At 44.4% G+C, this 17,290-nt stretch carries 18 protein-coding genes; 11 read left to right on the top strand and 7 right to left on the bottom strand.

What is annotated here, in order from left to right:
• Window positions 1-20: 20 nt before the first annotated feature.
• The gene (locus FTV30_RS02495; RefSeq protein WP_005094498.1) at window positions 21-1,697 is read left to right on the top strand and encodes a long-chain-fatty-acid--CoA ligase; all 1,677 of its coding nucleotides are present in this window, start codon (window positions 21-23) and stop codon (window positions 1,695-1,697) included.
• Between the two features lie 50 nt (window positions 1,698-1,747).
• Here the strand turns inward: FTV30_RS02495 and FTV30_RS02490 are convergent, their stop codons facing one another.
• Window positions 1,748-2,128, bottom strand: coding sequence for a hypothetical protein (locus tag FTV30_RS02490; RefSeq protein WP_074383676.1), 381 nt, complete (start codon window positions 2,126-2,128; stop codon window positions 1,748-1,750).
• Between the two features lie 100 nt (window positions 2,129-2,228).
• On the opposite strand from FTV30_RS02490, the gene FTV30_RS02485 reads away from it, so the two are divergent.
• Complete coding sequence (locus FTV30_RS02485; protein WP_180000947.1) at window positions 2,229-2,627, top strand: MAPEG family protein; 399 nt, start codon at window positions 2,229-2,231, stop codon at window positions 2,625-2,627.
• Between the two features lie 122 nt (window positions 2,628-2,749).
• Window positions 2,750-3,286 carry an inorganic diphosphatase gene (gene ppa, locus FTV30_RS02480; RefSeq protein ID WP_074383675.1) on the top strand — a complete coding sequence of 179 codons (537 nt, stop codon included), beginning with the start codon at window positions 2,750-2,752 and terminating at the stop codon, window positions 3,284-3,286.
• Between the two features lie 92 nt (window positions 3,287-3,378).
• Here ppa and FTV30_RS02475 read toward each other — a convergent pair whose 3' ends face one another.
• Window positions 3,379-4,743 (bottom strand): OprD family outer membrane porin, encoded by a 1,365-nt coding sequence (locus FTV30_RS02475; protein ID WP_005263971.1) that lies wholly within the window; start codon window positions 4,741-4,743, stop codon window positions 3,379-3,381.
• A 596-nt stretch (window positions 4,744-5,339) separates the two neighbouring features.
• Here FTV30_RS02475 and FTV30_RS02470 point away from each other — a divergent pair.
• Window positions 5,340-6,074, top strand: a complete 735-nt coding sequence (locus tag FTV30_RS02470; RefSeq protein ID WP_180000946.1) for a TorF family putative porin — start codon at window positions 5,340-5,342, stop codon at window positions 6,072-6,074.
• A gap of 46 nt (window positions 6,075-6,120) precedes the next feature.
• On the opposite strand, the gene FTV30_RS02465 is transcribed toward FTV30_RS02470, so the two are convergent.
• Together FTV30_RS02465 and FTV30_RS02460 are read right to left on the bottom strand one after the other, a co-directional pair.
• A complete protein-coding gene (locus tag FTV30_RS02465) occupies window positions 6,121-7,611 on the bottom strand; it encodes a YifB family Mg chelatase-like AAA ATPase (protein ID WP_180000945.1) in 1,491 nt (496 codons plus the stop codon).
• A gap of 66 nt (window positions 7,612-7,677) precedes the next feature.
• Window positions 7,678-7,905 (bottom strand): accessory factor UbiK family protein, encoded by a 228-nt coding sequence (locus FTV30_RS02460; RefSeq protein ID WP_005094487.1) that lies wholly within the window; start codon window positions 7,903-7,905, stop codon window positions 7,678-7,680.
• 277 nt (window positions 7,906-8,182) lie between these two features.
• Here FTV30_RS02460 and glnK point away from each other — a divergent pair, with 277 nt between their 5' ends.
• The 7 genes from glnK (at window position 8,183) to FTV30_RS02425 (ending at window position 14,318) form a co-directional block, all read left to right on the top strand.
• Window positions 8,183-8,521, top strand: coding sequence for a P-II family nitrogen regulator (gene glnK / locus FTV30_RS02455; RefSeq protein WP_005094485.1), 339 nt, complete (start codon window positions 8,183-8,185; stop codon window positions 8,519-8,521).
• A 59-nt stretch (window positions 8,522-8,580) separates the two neighbouring features.
• The gene (locus FTV30_RS02450; protein WP_180000944.1) at window positions 8,581-9,996 is read left to right on the top strand and encodes an ammonium transporter; all 1,416 of its coding nucleotides are present in this window, start codon (window positions 8,581-8,583) and stop codon (window positions 9,994-9,996) included.
• A gap of 140 nt (window positions 9,997-10,136) precedes the next feature.
• Window positions 10,137-10,601, top strand: a complete 465-nt coding sequence (gene nrdR, locus FTV30_RS02445; RefSeq protein ID WP_005094481.1) for a transcriptional regulator NrdR — start codon at window positions 10,137-10,139, stop codon at window positions 10,599-10,601.
• Window positions 10,602-10,603: 2 nt separating this feature from the next.
• Complete coding sequence (gene ribD / locus FTV30_RS02440) at window positions 10,604-11,692, top strand: bifunctional diaminohydroxyphosphoribosylaminopyrimidine deaminase/5-amino-6-(5-phosphoribosylamino)uracil reductase RibD (protein WP_005169044.1); 1,089 nt, start codon at window positions 10,604-10,606, stop codon at window positions 11,690-11,692.
• Complete coding sequence (locus FTV30_RS02435; RefSeq protein WP_180000943.1) at window positions 11,689-12,981, top strand: DNA adenine methylase; 1,293 nt, start codon at window positions 11,689-11,691, stop codon at window positions 12,979-12,981. The genes ribD and FTV30_RS02435 overlap by 4 nt, the downstream gene beginning before the upstream one ends.
• Window positions 12,982-13,003: 22 nt before the next feature.
• Window positions 13,004-13,663, top strand: a complete 660-nt coding sequence (locus FTV30_RS02430) for a riboflavin synthase (RefSeq protein ID WP_100329432.1) — start codon at window positions 13,004-13,006, stop codon at window positions 13,661-13,663.
• A gap of 109 nt (window positions 13,664-13,772) precedes the next feature.
• Window positions 13,773-14,318, top strand: a complete 546-nt coding sequence (locus FTV30_RS02425; RefSeq protein ID WP_005094471.1) for a VTT domain-containing protein — start codon at window positions 13,773-13,775, stop codon at window positions 14,316-14,318.
• 330 nt (window positions 14,319-14,648) lie between these two features.
• On the opposite strand, the gene FTV30_RS02420 is transcribed toward FTV30_RS02425, so the two are convergent.
• The 3 genes from FTV30_RS02420 to FTV30_RS02410 are packed head-to-tail and all read right to left on the bottom strand — an operon-like array spanning window position 14,649 to window position 17,153.
• Entirely contained in the window at window positions 14,649-15,278 is a 630-nt protein-coding gene (locus FTV30_RS02420; RefSeq protein WP_159516345.1) for a hypothetical protein, read from the bottom strand.
• Between the two features lie 26 nt (window positions 15,279-15,304).
• Window positions 15,305-15,712: a DNA polymerase III subunit chi gene (locus FTV30_RS02415; RefSeq protein ID WP_005169032.1), complete on the bottom strand. Its 408-nt coding sequence runs from the start codon at window positions 15,710-15,712 to the stop codon at window positions 15,305-15,307.
• A complete protein-coding gene (locus tag FTV30_RS02410; RefSeq protein ID WP_005094464.1) occupies window positions 15,705-17,153 on the bottom strand; it encodes a leucyl aminopeptidase in 1,449 nt (482 codons plus the stop codon). The genes FTV30_RS02415 and FTV30_RS02410 overlap by 8 nt, the downstream gene beginning before the upstream one ends.
• Window positions 17,154-17,290 lie beyond the last annotated feature (137 nt).

Here is a 17,290-nt window from a genome sequence, read left to right as displayed (position 1 = left end):
TGATTGGAGAGATGGGCATTATGGAAAAAATTTGGTTGGCTGAATACCAAAAGACAGGGATTCCAGAAACAGTAGAATTACCGGCAGAGAATACTTCTCTAGTCGATGTTTTTGAACGTAATTTCCAAAAATTTGGTTCGCGTGATGCCTTTATCTTTATGGATAAGGCCATGACTTTCAATGATCTGGAAGAGGCGAGCCGTAAGTTTGCAACGTATTTACAAAGCTTGGGGTTGGCAAAAGGTTCACGTGTGGCGGTGATGATGCCAAACGTTCTTCAGTATCCGGTCGTGGCACTTGGGGTTTTCCGCGCAGGGTTGGTACTGGTCAACGTCAATCCACTTTATACTTCGCGTGAACTTGAGCATCAACTCAATGACTCAGGTTCTGAAGTTCTGGTGATTATTGAGAACTTTGCCTCTGTTTACCAAGCGATTCTGGGTAAAACCCCGGTAAAACATGTGGTTATTGCTTCTGTAGGCGATATGCTGGGTGCTTTGAAAGGAACTCTGGTGAACTTTGTCTTGCGTTCTGTGCGTAAGCAGATTCCAGCTTGGGACATTCCAGGCCACGTGAAATTCAATACGGCATTAAATAAAATTAGCCCGAGCAATTACAAACGTCCTGAGTTGAGCCTGAGCGATACTGCGGTTCTACAATATACTGGTGGTACTACCGGCGTATCGAAAGGGGCTGAACTGACACATCGTAACCTGGTTGCGAACATGTTGCAGTGTGACGGGATCTTCCAGAGTAAGTTTGGTGCACAAGATGGCCAGCCAGATGACCGTATTTTCTGTGCCTTGCCGCTTTATCATATCTTTGCATTCATGGTGTGCGCACTTTATGGCATGTATAAAGGTCAGGCCAACGTCCTGATTCCGAATCCGCGTGATCTTCCTGCGGTGATGAAGGAACTACGTAAATACCAGCCGACTTTCTTCCCGGCAGTGAATACACTATTCAATGCGCTGGTGAACAATGAAGAGTTCAAACAGCTTGATCATAGCAAGTTGAAAATGGCGATGGGCGGCGGTATGGCGGTACTTCCTTCTACAGCAGCAGCATGGAAAAAGCTCACTGGAACCAATATTGTTGAAGGTTATGGCTTGTCTGAAACCTCTCCGGTTGCAACGGCAAACCCGCCTGCTTCTGAAGAATTCAGTGGCACCATCGGTATTCCATTGCCATTAACTGAAGTGGCGATTCTGGATGATGACGGCAATGAAGTGGCACTGGGTGAGCAAGGTGAAATTTCAATCCGTGGTCCTCAGGTCATGAAAGGCTACTGGAACCGCCCAGACGAAACTGAAAAAGTCATGGTTAATGGCTTCTTCCGTACTGGTGATATCGGTGTCATGGATTCACGTGGTTATGTGAAAATCGTAGACCGTAAAAAAGACATGATTTTAGTGTCTGGTTTTAACGTGTATCCATCTGAGATTGAAGAAGTTGTTGCAACCCATCCAAAAGTACTGGAAGTGGCTGCGATTGGTGTGCCAGATGAAAAATCTGGTGAAGTACCGAAACTGTTTGTTGTGAAAAAAGATCCGTCTTTGACAACAGAAGAAGTCTTGGCCTTCGCTAAAGAAAATCTGACCGGTTATAAACGTCCACGCTATGTGGAGTTTATGGACGAATTACCGAAATCGAACGTGGGTAAAATCCTGCGTAAAGATTTACGTAAAACAGCTTAAACTCGATATTAAAAAAAGCGCCTGATGGCGCTTTTTTTATTTGCAGGTTTTTATTTTTTCATGAGCCAGCGGTCAAAATAAGGACGTCCTACACCGACTACTCCCAGAAAAATAAACATGGTGCCAAATTGGCGGGTAAATCCTGTCTGGTTAAAGTTGCCATAACTCAGAATATTGTCGACCACACAATAGACCAAAATGGCTACCACCCAGTGCCAGATTGGCATGCGCTTGATGCCGACGGCATAAAAGGCAATCCATAAAATGGCAAAGCTAAAGATCGGCGACCAGATATTCATATTGGCACAAATCACGGCCATCAAAAAAGCCACAATCGGCAGCACGATTTTTAATACGCGATCCACTTGACGTTGATGCTGGCGCTGTTTATCGAGGACATCGAACATTTCATTTTGCTCAGGCGCGACCATAGTGAATCCTTCTTAAGTAATAAAAAACACTCTATTTAACAAAATTTATTCACGAAACACCATGCTATGATAGATATAAAATTTTCATGAGAAAAAACAGATGCACAGCATTAGTGGGGTGATTTATCTCATTTTAGCCGCTTGTCTTTTGCCTTATGTATTTACTTTGATTGCAAAGAAATCGGCAGGCTTTAGCGCAAAAGACAATCAGAACCCACGAGAGTTTTTAGCAAAATCAACCGGGCTCTCGAGCCGTGCCAATGCGGTTCAACAAAATAGTTTTGAAAGTTTACCATTGTTTATTGCCGCTATTTTAATGGCTGAATATATGGTGGTCTCTCAAACCCTGGTCATGACCTTCGGGATAGCCTATCTGGTATTTCGTGTGTTGTACGGCATTTGTTATCTGGCCAATTGGGCGACTTTACGTTCGATCGTCTGGCTACTTTCAATCTTATGTCCTGTGGCTTTATTGCTGCTGATCATCAAGATCGTTTAAGCAATCAATTACAGTTCGCGGACATATTTACAGTTCGATATTTTAAAATCCAAACATTTCTTTAAAAACCGTTATAATTGTCGCGGTTTTTTAAAAGATATAACTTGTTAAAGAGTGATGCTATGAGCTACAGCAATATCCCAGCGGGTAAAGATGCGCCAAACGACATCTATGTCATTATCGAAATTCCTGCCAATGCAGCACCGATCAAATACGAAATTGATAAAGATTCTGATGCATTATTCGTAGACCGTTTCATGGGTACAGCAATGTTCTACCCAGCAAACTACGGTTATGTACCTAATACACTTTCTCTGGATGGTGATCCACTTGACGTATTGGTTGTAACGCCACACCCAGTAGAGCCAGGTTCTGTGATCCGTTGCCGTCCTGTTGGTAAACTGAACATGGAAGATGATGGTGGTGTTGATGCGAAACTGGTTGCAGTTCCACACGACAAATTGACTCCAATCTACAAAGATATTCAGGAATATACTGATCTTCCGCCATTGTTGATCAGCCAGATCGAACATTTCTTCCAGCATTACAAAGATCTTGAGCCAGGCAAATGGGTCAAGCTGAGTGGTTGGGAAGGTGCTGATGTTGCGAAACAAGAAGTACTGGACTCAATTGCAGCTTATGCAGAAGCAAACAAGTAATTGCTTTACGGTTTAGGTTTTAAATTTTTAAAGCCTAAAATAAAAAACCTGCACAATGTGCAGGTTTTTTTATGGCTTGAAATTCGAGTGAATTAGAATAATTTCACAGGAATGTCTAAGAATAAACGCCATTCGTTAGTATCTGGCATGTAAACATCATTATAGGCTTGGTCAGCACGGTAATATGAGTGACGTACACGAAGGCTCGCGTCTTTGGCAAAACCAGATTGAACGGTATATTTCACTTGGTTAAAGAATTCACGTTCTTGTGCATCATCAGTTGTAATAGTACGGCCAAGTAGAGCTGAATCACTATCATTTGGGTCTACACGAACAGCACGGCTTGCATCAATATCCCAGCCATATACAAATGCAGAAGTCCAAGATAGGCCAGGAACATTTATTGCACCAAAATCAAAAGTATATTGAAGTTGAACAGATTTTTCATCATTGCCTATGAAGTCAGATAGGTATGAGTTCGGCATATAAATAGTTTGATGACCATCACCTACACCTTGACCTAGACCGTAGTCATAACCTGTATTACCCGTATTTTGTTGGTAAGCAAGCATGACATTGTGTGGGCCTTTATTATAAGTTGTTGAAATCGCCCAGATTGAATTTTTGAATTTATCGTCTACAGAACCGATATATGAATAAAGACTATTATTAGCTTCACGATCCCAGTTCGTATGATAACCACTAAAGTCATGAGTTAAGGTGCTGTCATTAGCAAGTTTATAACTATAGTTGGCATTGACATAATGACGCTCTAGGCGGTCTTTAATGTCTGTACCGTAATAAGAAGCATTAACTGCATCATTAAATTTATATTTCGCACCCCAAACGATTGCGCGATCCAGTTCATTACCATCAGATTTGATCTGGCTTGAACGTTGATTTTCAGTAAATTTACCAGCAACTAAGTTTAAGTTTTCAATTTCATTGCTTTCAACTAACACACCTGTGAAGTATTCAGGAACCAAGCGTGCTGTATTACTTGCCAGCACAGGCAAGTCTAAAACTTGAGTACCATAAGTTGCAGTCGTGTTTGAAACACGTGCTTTTACATATGCGCCACCACGTGCCCAATGATCATAAGCATCTACACGACCTTGCGCATCTTGACCACCGTGTGTCGGGATCATGTCATTACCAGCATGTGCATTTTCACCTAGTTTGAAAGATGCATCGCCAATAATACCGGCACCAAAGCCTACGGTACCTTTGGTGAAGCCTGAGTCTAATTTTACAATTGCTGTCTGAGCAAATGAACTGCGATCTGAGCCAGGTGTAGTATCTTTATAGTCACGGCTGATATAACCGGTACGGAACAGTACAGAACCTTCAGCATCTTCTACAAAACCTTTCGATTCACTTTGCTCGCTAGCGAAAGCAGTAGAAACCAAAGCAGCCTGAATCAAAACTGCTAATGTTAATTTTTTTGAATTTTGCATTGGGAAGAGAGCCTTATACAAATTGATCGGAATTTTTTAGGAATTGTATAAGAAATGCTAAAAAAATGTCATTTTTTATTAGATATATTCCACTAAAGTTTAGATTTTTTTAACTCAATTAAACAATAGCAAGGATTTGAGGTGATTAATTTTTAAACTGTCGGTAAAAAGTGAGTAAAAACATAATTTTATTGGAAGATATAAATGATATTTCTGAAGGGGTGAAATGAACATAAGCAGCTTATTTATTTTAGAACGTGCAAAAAATGTGATCAAAAATTACGCACTATTTTTTAGCACAAATTTTAATCATTACAAAAATAGAATCAAAATGGGGCAAATTGTAAATGATTATGTATAAGTATTAAAAAATTGATGAAATACCCTTAACTACATTTATTTAAAAGAAAGCTTAGATAATTCATTTTTTCATAATTTTAATTTTTATTTAAAAACAATGGTTTAAATTTTATTTGTCTTTTTAGATTTATTATTTTGGTTCCTTTTATCCAGATTGGCATAGCTCTTGCAAATTTTGAGCTTGAGTTTAATCAATGATCATAAAAACGTCTCAGACGATCTGGGGGAGCCACACAATGAAATTAACATTAAAAGTATTATCTCTTGCTTTATTGAGTGCTGCATCTACTTTTACTTTTGCCGAAGAACCTGCTGCTGAACATACGGTATCTGGAAATATCAGCGTACTTTCAAGCTATGTATTACGTGGTAATACAACAGCAGTTGAGAATACAGGGGCGACTTTACAAGGTGGGTTGGATTATAACCACGCATCGGGTTTTTACGCAGGTTGGTGGACATCAACTTTAGGTACAGATTCTTATGGTACTACTAACCCAATGGAAAATAACTTTTACCTAGGTTACGGTGGTTCAATCAATGAAGACGTAGGCTTTACAGTAGGAACCACTTACTATTATTACTATGATGTAGACACAAGTATTTATGATGGTTTTGAGCTGCTATTAGGTCTGGATTATAAAGATGTAAGCCTGACTGCACAGACTTTATTGGAAGATACTGGTTGGGGTAATGCAGGTGATACATACTTAAAAGGGACATATAGCTATGCACTGCCAAAAGACTTTAGCCTAGATACAGCTTTGGGTTTATATATTTACGAAGAATCGGGTAAGTATATTGAAGACAGCAGTGAATCATTTGGCTTCCGCCATTTTGATATCGGTTTAAGTAAACCTCTAGCGGATACAGGTGTGACTGCAAGCATGAATTATATCTTGGGTGGTTATGACCGTGACGATAATAAATTTAAGAACAAGGTCGTATTTGGACTGGGTTATAGCTTCTAATTCTCTTTAGATAAAAAGGCGACCTTAGGTCGCCTTTTTTAATGACTTAAATCTGCTGCTGCCCGCGATAAGAGAGGGCTTCAGACAGATGCTGACTTTGAATATCTGGACTTTGACTTAAATCGGCAATGGTGCGTGCGACACGCAAGACCCGATGGTAGCCGCGTGCTGATAAATTTAGTTTTTGCTGAGCCAGTTCAAGCATATTCTGGGCAGACTGATCTAATGCGGCATATTGCTCTAGCTGCTTTGGACTCAAACTCATATTCAAGGTGTTTTGCCGTTGCATCTGAATTTCATAGGCCGCAATGACGCGTTGTCTGACCGTTTCGGAGTCTTCGGTGGGACGATTATCCTGTAACTCATGCGCCTGTAGGGGCGGTACATCAATATGTAAATCAATCCGATCCAGCAGCGGCCCTGAAATCCGGTTCTGATAGCGCTTGATACTGTCAGGCGAACATTGGCAGCGAATATCCTGATTAAAGGCATAACCGCATGGGCAGGGATTCATGGCAGCCACCAGCTGAAAATTGGCTGGAAAAGTGATCTGACGTGATGCACGAGAAATCACAATTTCTTTGGCTTCCAGAGGCTGGCGCAAAACTTCCAGTACCTTTCGATCAAATTCAGGCAATTCATCCAGAAATAACACGCCCAAATGCGCCAGCGTAATTTCACCCGGTTTGGGGTGTGAGCCGCCACCGACCAGTGCAACAGCAGAAGCAGTATGATGCGGGGCTCGAAACGGCCGCTGGCCAAAAGGATGATTGGCATTGGCGACTGAATAAATACTGGCAACTTCCAGATTTTCCTGGGTTTTTAAAGGCGGTAAAATACTGGCTAATCGAGATGCGAGTAAGGTTTTTCCTGTCCCCGGTGGTCCTCGAAACAGCAGGGAATGGCCACCCGCTGCTGCAATTTCCAGTGCACGCCGTGGCCGCAATTGGCCTTTGACATCGGCAAGATCACATTTATAAAAATGGTTGGTATCGACTGGAATGGTTTGTATTTCTGCTAAGCACTGCGTCTGAGCAAGATGCTCACAGACCTCTTTTAGATGATTGGCAGCAAAGACCTTAAAGTCCGGGAGTTGGCAGGCTTCTTGTGCATTCGGACCCGGCAGCATCAGTTGATGCTGATCATGTTGACAGGCAATCGCAATGCTCAGGATCCCTGCGACTGGGCGAAGTTGACCATCGAGAGCCAATTCTCCAATAAACTCAAGATCATCGGTGCAGTTTTCCGGAAGCTGTCCGGAGGCGACCAAAATACCTAAAGCAATCGGTAAATCCAGACGCGAACCATCTTTCGGTAGATCTGCTGGAGCCAGATTAATGGTCAGGCGTTTGGTCGGAAACTGAAAGCCACTATTTAAAATGGCAGAACGCACCCGGTCTTTACTTTCCCGGACTGCGGCTTCAGGAAGCCCCACAATCGTGAGTGAAGGCATGCCGGAACTGACATGAACCTCGACTTCAATTAAAGGCGCGTGCAGGCCAAGCAAGCCTCGCGTATAAATTTTGGCAAAAGACATTATTATTGTTCCAATTTAGTGCATTATTTTTATCGGTCTTAGGTCTTTTGTGCACTGTACTTGTGCTTATTTTTTATTCGAAATTTTATCTTCTAAGGCTTCAACCTGTTTCAGCAAATCATTGAGGCGATGATTGGCATTATCGAGGGCAGTACGTTGACGTTCAATTTCTTCTTTGGACACCAGATCCATTTTTGTCACAGCTTCATTTAATAGAGCACGAATATTCTGTTCCAGATCTTTCTTAGGTTGTTCAACTTGCTGCAAAATTGCTTGTAATAGGGTTTCAATCATTGTCTGATCCATCGCCATCGAAAGGAAGCGACAGTTTAGCATTGCTCGAATACAGACCCTAGTATTTCAGACAAAATATAGGCTTAATCGATAAGAGATATTGTAAAAATCCACATAAAAAATGTCGGTTTTTTAAAGATTCAAAACCTTTATAAGTATAAAATAAGGTATAAATAAACCGCATGCCGGGCTTTCTAATTTCCCCCGACCTTAGGAATCTTGGCATGAAATTTGAACGTAAAACCTTACTGGTGAAATAAGCCGAAGGAAAACAAACATGAAGCTCGTAACTGCAATCGTAAAACCTTTTAAATTGGATGATGTTCGTGAAGCATTGTCTGAAATTGGTGTTCAAGGCATCACTGTAACTGAAGTGAAAGGCTTTGGTCGTCAAAAAGGCCATACTGAACTCTATCGTGGTGCTGAATACGTTGTAGATTTCCTGCCGAAAGTCAAAATTGAAATCGCGATTAGCGATGACATGGTTGACTCCGTCATTGAATCTATTACGCGTGTTGCTAGCACTGGAAAAATTGGTGACGGAAAAATTTTCGTGACGAACTTAGAACAAGTCATCCGTATTCGTACAGGTGAAACAGGTGCAGACGCTGTTTAACTTGGCACGAAGTTTGCTGAGTACCTAAGAACTCACAAAAACTTGGTTGGGGGATACGAATGAAAAAAATGCTACTTGCGTTCGGCATGGCCGGCGCACTTTTTGGTGGTTCTGTTGCATGGGCTGAAAATGCTGCAACAGCAACACCACCCGCAGAAGACATTGTGCTTGTTGAAGAAACAGGCGAAATCACACTGAATAATACGGCAGATACTCCAGCAGCAATTGCTGAAGCAGCGCCAGTTGAAACAGCAGTACCTGCAGAAGAAGAAGCAACATTAGATACAGGTGATACTGCTTGGGTTTTAACGTCCACCGCATTAGTTTTACTCATGACCATTCCGGGTCTAGCACTCTTTTATGGCGGTATGGTCCGTAAGAAAAACGTCCTGGCGACCATGGCGCATAGCTTTATTGCCGCTGCAGTCGTCAGCATTGTCTGGGTGATTATCGGTTATACCCTGGCCTTCGGGGAAGGGAATGCCTTCATTGGTAGCTTGGACAAATTTATGTTGGCCGGTATTACCACAGAGGCGCTTTCAGGCACCATTCCTGAAATTCTGTTTGTCATTTTCCAAATGACTTTTGCCATCATTACTGTTGCAATTATTAGTGGTTCGATCGCAGAACGGATGAAATTTGGTGCTTTCGTTGCTTTCATTGCACTTTGGGTGGTGATTGTCTATGCGCCGATTACTCACTGGGTCTGGGGCGGCGGCTGGTTGGGTAATGACGGTGCGCTCGATTTTGCTGGTGGTACAGTGGTTCACATCAACTCGGGTGTTGCCGGTCTGGTAGCAGCGTATATGCTGGGCAAACGTATGGGCCTGGGCCGTGAATCGATGGCGCCACACAACTTGACCCTTACTGTGGTGGGTGCATCTTTACTTTGGGTGGGCTGGTTCGGTTTCAACGGTGGTTCTGCCTTGGGTGCGAACGGCTCTGCAGGTTATGCGCTGGTGGTGACTCAGGTGGCAGCGGCAGCGGCAGCGCTCTCTTGGCTGATTACTGAAAAACTGGTACGTGGCAAAGCATCTGTATTAGGCGGCGTATCGGGTGCAGTTGCTGGTCTGGTGGTGATTACGCCAGCCGCAGGTTTTGTGACTGTCGGTGGTGCATTGGCGATGGGTCTGATCGGTGGTGTGGTGTGTTTCTGGGGGATTACTGCGCTGAAACGTGCCTTGAAAGCCGATGATTCTTTAGATGCGTTTGGCCTACATGGTGTAGGTGGTGTGGTCGGTGCAATTTTGACCGCTTTTTTTGCCAGCGAATTCATTATGGGGGATGCTGCGCCAGCCAACATGATGAGCCAGCTTTGGGTTCAAGTTGAAGGTGTACTTGCGACCATCGCTTACTCTGCCATCATGACCTTCATCATCCTGAAAGTGATTGACTTGATCATTGGTATCCGTGTCGCATCTGATGATGAGCGCATGGGTCTGGATTTGAGCCAGCATGGTGAACGTGTCGAATAATAATAAACACACAATAATCAATATATAGTGCAAAACAGCCCAAATGGGCTGTTTTTTTTCTATATGTTGCGTAAGACTCTACAAAGTTTGCAATTTTTGCTACACTCGGAATCCATCTGGATTTGTTCAATTAAACCGCTATGCATTGCCCATTTTGCAATACTGCCGACAGTAAAGTGATTGATTCACGCCTGGCAGCTGAAGGCTGTCAGATTCGTCGTCGCCGTGAATGTGTCAGTTGTAATGAACGTTTTACGACTTTTGAAAGTTATGAAGTGGTGATGCCGCGCGTGATTAAATCGGATGGCAAGAATGAACCCTTTGATGAAGCCAAATTACGTCGTTCCCTGATGCATGCCTTGCAGAAACGTCCGGTAACCCAAGAGCAGATTGAAACAGTTTTGAGCGATATCCAGTTACAGATTCGCCGTTTGGGTGAGCGTGATGTGAAATCGCGTACCATCGGTGAAATTGTCATGCAGTCTTTATTCGCACTCGATCACGTGGCCTATGTGCGTTTCGCTTCGGTTTATCAGGATTTCCAGGATGTTGAAGCTTTTCGTCATCAAATTGAACAGATGCAACAGCGAGAATCACAAGAATAAGCATGTCTGAACTGAATCAAGATCAAGTCTGGATGCGCCGCGCAATTCAGCTTGCCCAGCAAGGTCAATACTCGACCAAGCCCAATCCGAATGTCGGCTGTGTCATTGTCAAAGATGGCGTCATTATCGGTGAGGGTTTTCATCCTCAAGCAGGGCAGCCGCATGCTGAAGTATTCGCGCTGCGTCAGGCTAGTGAGCAGGCACGTGGTGCAACCGCGTATGTCACTTTGGAGCCGTGTGCGCATTATGGGCGAACGCCGCCATGTGCCAAGGGTCTGGTTGAAGCTGGTGTGGCTAAAGTGGTCGTGGCCTGTCCTGATCCAAATCCGCTGGTGGCGGGCAAGGGTGTACAGATTTTAAAAGATGCCGGTATCGATGTTGAAGTCGGGATTGGTCAGGAACAAGCGCATCAGCTGAATCAAGGTTTCCTGAAAGCCATGGCGACCGGCATGCCGTATGTGCGACTTAAAATTGCATCCAGTCTGGATGGCCGTACGGCGATGGCATCCGGTGAATCGAAATGGATTACCGGAGCCGAGGCGCGTCAGGACGTGCAGTATTGGCGGGCCATTTCCGGTGCAGTCATCACTGGGATTGAAACAGTTCTGGCCGATGACTGTCAGCTGAATGTGCGGCAACTCGATGGCATTGAAGATATTGAAACAGTAGTACAGCCCAAGCGTATCATTTTGGATCGTCAGGGGCGTTTGCCATTAACGGCGAAAATTCTAGCGCAAGCCGACACCGTGTTGGTGATGGGACCTTTTCGGCAAGAGCTGGCCGATCTGGGTGTGTTACAATTGCCGGTACAGCCTTTAAAACAATTATTGTCCCAGCTGGCTGAGCAGCATCAGATTTATGATGTCTTGGTGGAAGCAGGGGCGACCTTATCTACGGCATTTTTACAAGAACAATTGGTTGATGAACTGATCAGTTACGTTGCACCGACCTTATTGGGTCAGTCTGCACGTACTATGTTTAATGCAGAATTCAGCCTTATGGCAGAACAACTCCGATTTAAGCTGCGCGATGTGACCCGCTTGGGTGATGACGTGCGCTTCAGGTTAATTCCTTTTCAAGAGACACTATGAGTTCAGAGTCTACGGTTTATCATAAACGTCGCCATGCGGCACGTACCACCGATGAATATCTTTTCCATCAGCTGGTTCCTTATCTGGGCAACAAACGCCGTTTATTACATTTGATTCTGGAAGCACTTGAAATTACAGGAACTCTGAAGCGTGAAGATGGCCGTGCGCCGATTTTTGCTGATTTTTTTGCTGGTTCTGGTGTGGTATCACGCTTAGCCCGTCAAAATGGTTATCGCGTGATTGCCAATGACTGGGAACCCTATAGCCATGCATTGAATCATGCGGTGCTGGCCTGTACTGAAGCACCGGCGTTTAAAGAATTGGGTGGCTATCAGAAAGCCATTGATTATCTGAACCGTCTGCCGGAAGTGAAAGGCTGGGTCACGCATAACCTGTGTCCGCGCAATGATGAAATTTATGATCCCGCCCGTGACCGTTTGTTCTTTAAACGTCGTAACGGCATGCGTATTGATGCGATTCGTCAGCAGATTGCAACTTGGCAGGCCCAAGGTGCCATTGACGATGTAGAGATGTCTGCCTTGCTGGCACCATTACTGTATTCAGCCAGTTTTGTCAGCAATACCTCGGGCGTTTTCAAGAGTTTCCACCACGGCTGGGGCGGAAAAACCCAAACGGCGCTGGAACGGATTGAATCTTTACTGTGGCTGACCCCAAGCCGCTTTTGCGAGTCGGATCAGAAGAAAGGTATGGCTGCCGAAATGTGGTGTGTCGATGCCCAGCATCTGGCCAATCAGATGAGCGGTTTTGAAGTAGATGTGGCTTATCTGGATCCACCGTATAATCAGCATGCCTATAGCAGTAATTACCATGTCCTGAATGCTTTGACCTTATGGGATCAGGCCGATTTACCGACGCCAGATACCAAGGGCTTCAAGAGCGGGATTGACCGGGCATGGCGCAAAGAGCGTCCGAGCCAGTACAACTCTTCCAAATATGCCAAAGAAGCCTATGAAAACTTGTTGGCGACCATCAATGCGCGTTTCATTCTGACCAGTTATTCAACGGATGGTAATATCAGCGCCACTGATTTATTGCAGGCCAACCTGAAACGTGGCCGGGTGACCTTGCTGACTCAGGATGTACCACGTTATCGGGTCAGCAAACAGCGCCAATCTGAACGTGCACGCGTACTGGAATTTATTGTGATTACCGATACCCATGCCAGGTCAGGTCCACCGATCCGTCAACTCCTCAGCCAGTTGCATCATTATGCAGAATTGGGCGGTGTGGATACCACTGGTGTCAGTACCCAGTTGGCACTCTGGTAAAAGAATAGAAAAGGAAATAAAAATGTTTACAGGTATTATCGAAAGCCTCGGCAAAGTAGACAGTCTGCGAATTGTGGGTGGTGATGTACGTTTACGTATCCAGACTGACCTGGACATGTCGGATGTACATCTGGGTGATTCTATTGCTACAAATGGCATCTGCCTGACAGTCATCGACTGGGGCGAAAACTGGTATGCAGCTGATGTGTCCCGTGAAAGTCTGAACCGGACGACACTGGGCAACTGGAAAGCCGGTCAACCTGTTAACGTCGAAAAAGCCATGTTGCCGACCACGCGTTTTGGCGGCCATATTGTTTCAGGTCATGTCGATGCAGTCGGCGAGATCACTTTGGTGCGTGCAGATGCACGCTCGATTTATTATGAAGTCACTGCACCGGCTGAAATTGCCAGATATCTGGCAGAAAAAGGTTCGGTCACAGTCGATGGTATTAGCCTGACCATTAATCACTTGCGTGGCTGTGTGATTAGTCTGAACTTGATTCCGCATACGGCTGAACGTACCAATATCGGTACCTGGAAAGTGGGTAGCAAGGTCAATCTGGAAGTGGATGTGTTGGCACGTTATATCGAGCGTTTATTGCTCGGTGATAAAGCCGCAGATACTACTGAACAGTCTAAGATCAGCATGGATTTTCTGGCTGAAAATGGCTTTTTAAAATAAGCGGAATGCTTAAATACTGAACAGTCTGATTGAAAAATTAGACTGTTTTTTTATTTTTCGGGATAATCAGCAATTCAATTTGCAAATATTGCCTTGGTGGACGGGTCGAATGCTCGATTTTTTACTCAACTTGGAACAGTCATTACCGCTATTGCTTGATCAATATGGGGTATGGATCTACGCGATCCTGTTTCTGGTGATTTTTGCGGAAACCGGCTCAGTATTTTTCTTTTTTCTGCCCGGTGACAGTTTATTGCTGGCTGTAGGAGCTTTATGTGCCAGCAGCGATATATTGACCCTGCATTCGATGGGATTACTGCTCTTTACTGCATCGGTACTCGGCTACACCGTGAATTATTACACTGGAAAAGTGCTGGGCCTAAAATATTTTAATCGGCATTCACGCTATTTCAAGCCAGAATATATGGTGAAAACCAATCACTATTTTATGAAACATGGCGGTAAAACCATTCTGATTGCGCGTTTTATTCCTTTTGTTCGTTCATTTGGCCCTTTTGCTGCCGGTTCAGCCCATATGAGTTTTGCCACATTCAGCTTTTATAATATTACGGGTGGTATTCTCTGGATTGGTACTTTATTAAGTATTGGCTATTTGCTTGGAAATGCTGCCTTTATGCTGGCCGATGTGCTCTAAAAGATCAAATTAAAAATCCGAATCAGCCGGATGCCAGTCAGTTAAGCAATTGACTGGTATTTTCTTTTTTAAATTCATAATTATATTTGATGGATGGAAAGGTCATCCGCAACTGTCTGAGGCATGCGGTGAATTGCACCGCAAGATGTCCTCCTTGCGAAGCTCCGCTTCTCATTTGGGCAAAACCAAATTAACCAATAATTTACAGATGTTTGATGTAAAACCTTAAGGCTCCATCGTGAACGGCTAAACAGTTAAAGCATCTATTTCTAAACTCCTTAACTGATCAGCATTACCGAATGAGCGGGCTTTTTATATGAGTTGGAATTTTTAATCAGGTCTCACTTGCCCGGAAAATTCTGAATTTTTCAGTATATAGTCGATTTCTTCTTGGGCCGCCACACGCATTTGTTCTCTTAGTGCATTGATGGTCTGTTCAATCACCGTTTCTGCCTCAAGTTCCAGACGCAAACGCACACTCTCTAATTCGGATAAAATGGTGTGGTCTTGAATCTGGATACGACCTTGGGCAAAGTCAAAACTATGCTCAGGATTTTTCTGATAACGGGCAACATAGTGCTGCATTTCTGTCTCTAGACTGAGGTTTATGTCAGCGAGGGCTTGGGTCTGCTCAGCAAATTTACGCTGTTCATCCTGATATAGCTGTGCAATCGCAGCCTGCTCTGCGGCACGTTTATCGGCCAGGGCCTGTTCGAGTGCCAGCTGTCTGCGAATACGTGCAGCCTCAATCAATTCAGCCTTGCGCTGCGCATAGGCTTCTTCAATCTTGCGTTCAGATTCCTGCTGTAAGCGCTGATCACGAATCTGCCATTCTTCTAAAGAGGTTTCAGGCTTTAAAATGTCACAGATCCGAGAGAGGTCATCGATAAAGGTCTGACGTACAGCTTCTGGCACATTTAACCAGCGCTGTTTAAAATCTGGACCTACATTTAATGCCACATGCCTCTCCTTGTGGGTGATATCGGTTAAAGCTTATGGGTGTTGGGCTCAATACCTAAACGACGATATTGTTTGAATTTTTCACGACCCAGCTGTTTAGCCGTTTCATGGTTTTCAATGATCTCAATAATGTGACTAAATTTTGCGTAAGGTTCAAGTGCTTCCGGATTAAAATTGAAAATAATCCAGTCGGACTGTTCAGGCAATGTTGCCGAAATACACACGCTCGCCTCAGGCTGATCAATGCCATGCGGAATGAAACTCGCGGGATCAAAGCTCCACAGGCGTTCATCTAGCTGCTGCTGCAAGGCTGCATCGGCACATAGTAACCAGATCCGCGCCGGCTGGCGCAGAATCTTGCGGCATAAACGACAAGCACTTTCGACTTGTCGTTCAGGACTTTTTTCAAATAAATAAAAGCTGACCTTAGCCATTCGTTTGAACGCGGTTGGCCAGGAACTGCATTAATAATGGCACTGGACGCCCGGTTGCCCCCTTATTTGCGCCTGAGTTCCATGCTGTACCTGCAACATCCAGATGTGCCCAGCGATATTCACGGGTAAAACGCTGCAAGAAGCAGGCTGCAGTGACAGAACCGGCTTTTGGGCCACCGATATTGCCAATATCGGCAAATGGTGAATCGAGTTGTTCCTGATAGTCATCTATGACCGGCATACGCCATACCCGGTCAAATGAATGCTGGCCGGCAGTTTCCAGTTCTGCTGCCAATTTATCATCTGGTGTGAACAGACCTGTCAGCACGGAACCCAAAGCCACCACACATGCACCGGTCAAGGTCGCAATATCAATCACCAGAGCAGGGTTGAAACGTTTCACATAGGTCAGGGTGTCACATAACACCAGACGACCTTCGGCATCGGTATTCAGGATTTCAACCGTTTGACCGCTCATCGTCGTGACGATGTCACCCGGACGAGTGGCTTTACCAGAAGGCATATTTTCTGCTGCGGCAATGGTTCCTACCACATGCAGAGCTAAGCGGGACTCACACAATGCACGCATGGTACCCAGTACAGAGGCTGCACCGCACATGTCGTATTTCATTTCATCCATACCTGCGCCAGGTTTGAGTGAAATACCACCGGTATCAAAGGTAATGCCTTTACCGACCAGTACCACTGGCGCTTCACTACGCTCTGATTGATATTCAATGCTGATAATACGACCCGGACGCTCTGAACCCTGGCTGACTGCAAGGAAGGCACCCATGCCTAAATCTGCCATCTGTTGTTCATCCAGTACCGTGACTTTCAGTAAATCCGGATATTCAGCAGCCAAGGCGATGGCCTGATCTGCCAGATATTCCGGGAAACAGATATTGCCCGGACGGTTGCCCAGATCACGTGCCAGGTTTTGCCCGCTCTGTACTGCTTGAACCAGTTGCAGCTGTTCTGTCGTTAAAACGCTATGCGTGGCAATCAGGTCGATCTGTTCAAGTACAAATTCATTCTTTTTCGACTTATATTCATCATAACCATAGCTGGCTTGAGTCAAAGCCAGAGCAAACAGATAATGCAATTCTTGTGGAAGTTGTGTCAGGTCTACAGAAATCTGTTTGAATTTTTTTTGAGTGGCCTGAATAATAGTCTGGGCAATTTTTGCGAGTTTTGCTGGTTGCAATTCAGCGACTTTGCCTAAACCGATCAGTGCTGCATGGCTGGACTGGCTGACTTGGCCAATCAGGCTCAGACTTTCAGCCAAAGCTGCTTTGAACTGAGATGCTTCAATTAATCGGTCTAAATTGTTGATTTGATAGGTTGAGGTGGTATTTTGAAGTTGTTCTGAGTCAACTAAAATCAACAAAGATTGACTTGATCCATTCTCTGGGAATGACGTATTAATTGTAAGTTTCATATTCTGTTTTCACGCCTGTCTAGATTTGTAAATCATTCAGTCATTGAACCATTTATCTGAATAGAGTTTCAATGGGTAGGGCCGTCTAGGTTTTATATTTTTGCTATTCGGGTAAACTAGCACTCGTTTTATAGACC

Source organism: Acinetobacter sp. YH12255 (genome assembly GCF_013417355.1).
GTDB lineage: Bacteria > Pseudomonadota > Gammaproteobacteria > Pseudomonadales > Moraxellaceae > Acinetobacter > Acinetobacter pseudolwoffii.
Note: the sequence above shows the minus strand (reverse complement) of the source record. Positions and strands in the feature narration are given on the sequence as shown.

Excerpts from the sequence above, each read along its gene's own strand:
- FTV30_RS02495 (WP_005094498.1), top strand. The coding sequence starts at position 21 with ATGGAAAAAATTTGGTTGGCTGAATACCAAAAGACAGGGATTCCAGAA.
- FTV30_RS02490 (WP_074383676.1), bottom strand. The coding sequence starts at position 2,128 with ATGGTCGCGCCTGAGCAAAATGAAATGTTCGATGTCCTCGATAAACAG.
- FTV30_RS02485 (WP_180000947.1), top strand. The coding sequence starts at position 2,229 with ATGCACAGCATTAGTGGGGTGATTTATCTCATTTTAGCCGCTTGTCTT.
- ppa (WP_074383675.1), top strand. The coding sequence starts at position 2,750 with ATGAGCTACAGCAATATCCCAGCGGGTAAAGATGCGCCAAACGACATC.
- FTV30_RS02475 (WP_005263971.1), bottom strand. The coding sequence starts at position 4,743 with ATGCAAAATTCAAAAAAATTAACATTAGCAGTTTTGATTCAGGCTGCT.
- FTV30_RS02470 (WP_180000946.1), top strand. The coding sequence starts at position 5,340 with ATGAAATTAACATTAAAAGTATTATCTCTTGCTTTATTGAGTGCTGCA.
- FTV30_RS02465 (WP_180000945.1), bottom strand. The coding sequence starts at position 7,611 with ATGTCTTTTGCCAAAATTTATACGCGAGGCTTGCTTGGCCTGCACGCG.
- FTV30_RS02460 (WP_005094487.1), bottom strand. The coding sequence starts at position 7,905 with ATGATTGAAACCCTATTACAAGCAATTTTGCAGCAAGTTGAACAACCT.
- glnK (WP_005094485.1), top strand. The coding sequence starts at position 8,183 with ATGAAGCTCGTAACTGCAATCGTAAAACCTTTTAAATTGGATGATGTT.
- FTV30_RS02450 (WP_180000944.1), top strand. The coding sequence starts at position 8,581 with ATGAAAAAAATGCTACTTGCGTTCGGCATGGCCGGCGCACTTTTTGGT.
- nrdR (WP_005094481.1), top strand. The coding sequence starts at position 10,137 with ATGCATTGCCCATTTTGCAATACTGCCGACAGTAAAGTGATTGATTCA.
- ribD (WP_005169044.1), top strand. The coding sequence starts at position 10,604 with ATGTCTGAACTGAATCAAGATCAAGTCTGGATGCGCCGCGCAATTCAG.
- FTV30_RS02435 (WP_180000943.1), top strand. The coding sequence starts at position 11,689 with ATGAGTTCAGAGTCTACGGTTTATCATAAACGTCGCCATGCGGCACGT.
- FTV30_RS02430 (WP_100329432.1), top strand. The coding sequence starts at position 13,004 with ATGTTTACAGGTATTATCGAAAGCCTCGGCAAAGTAGACAGTCTGCGA.
- FTV30_RS02425 (WP_005094471.1), top strand. The coding sequence starts at position 13,773 with ATGCTCGATTTTTTACTCAACTTGGAACAGTCATTACCGCTATTGCTT.
- FTV30_RS02415 (WP_005169032.1), bottom strand. The coding sequence starts at position 15,712 with ATGGCTAAGGTCAGCTTTTATTTATTTGAAAAAAGTCCTGAACGACAA.
- FTV30_RS02410 (WP_005094464.1), bottom strand. The coding sequence starts at position 17,153 with ATGAAACTTACAATTAATACGTCATTCCCAGAGAATGGATCAAGTCAA.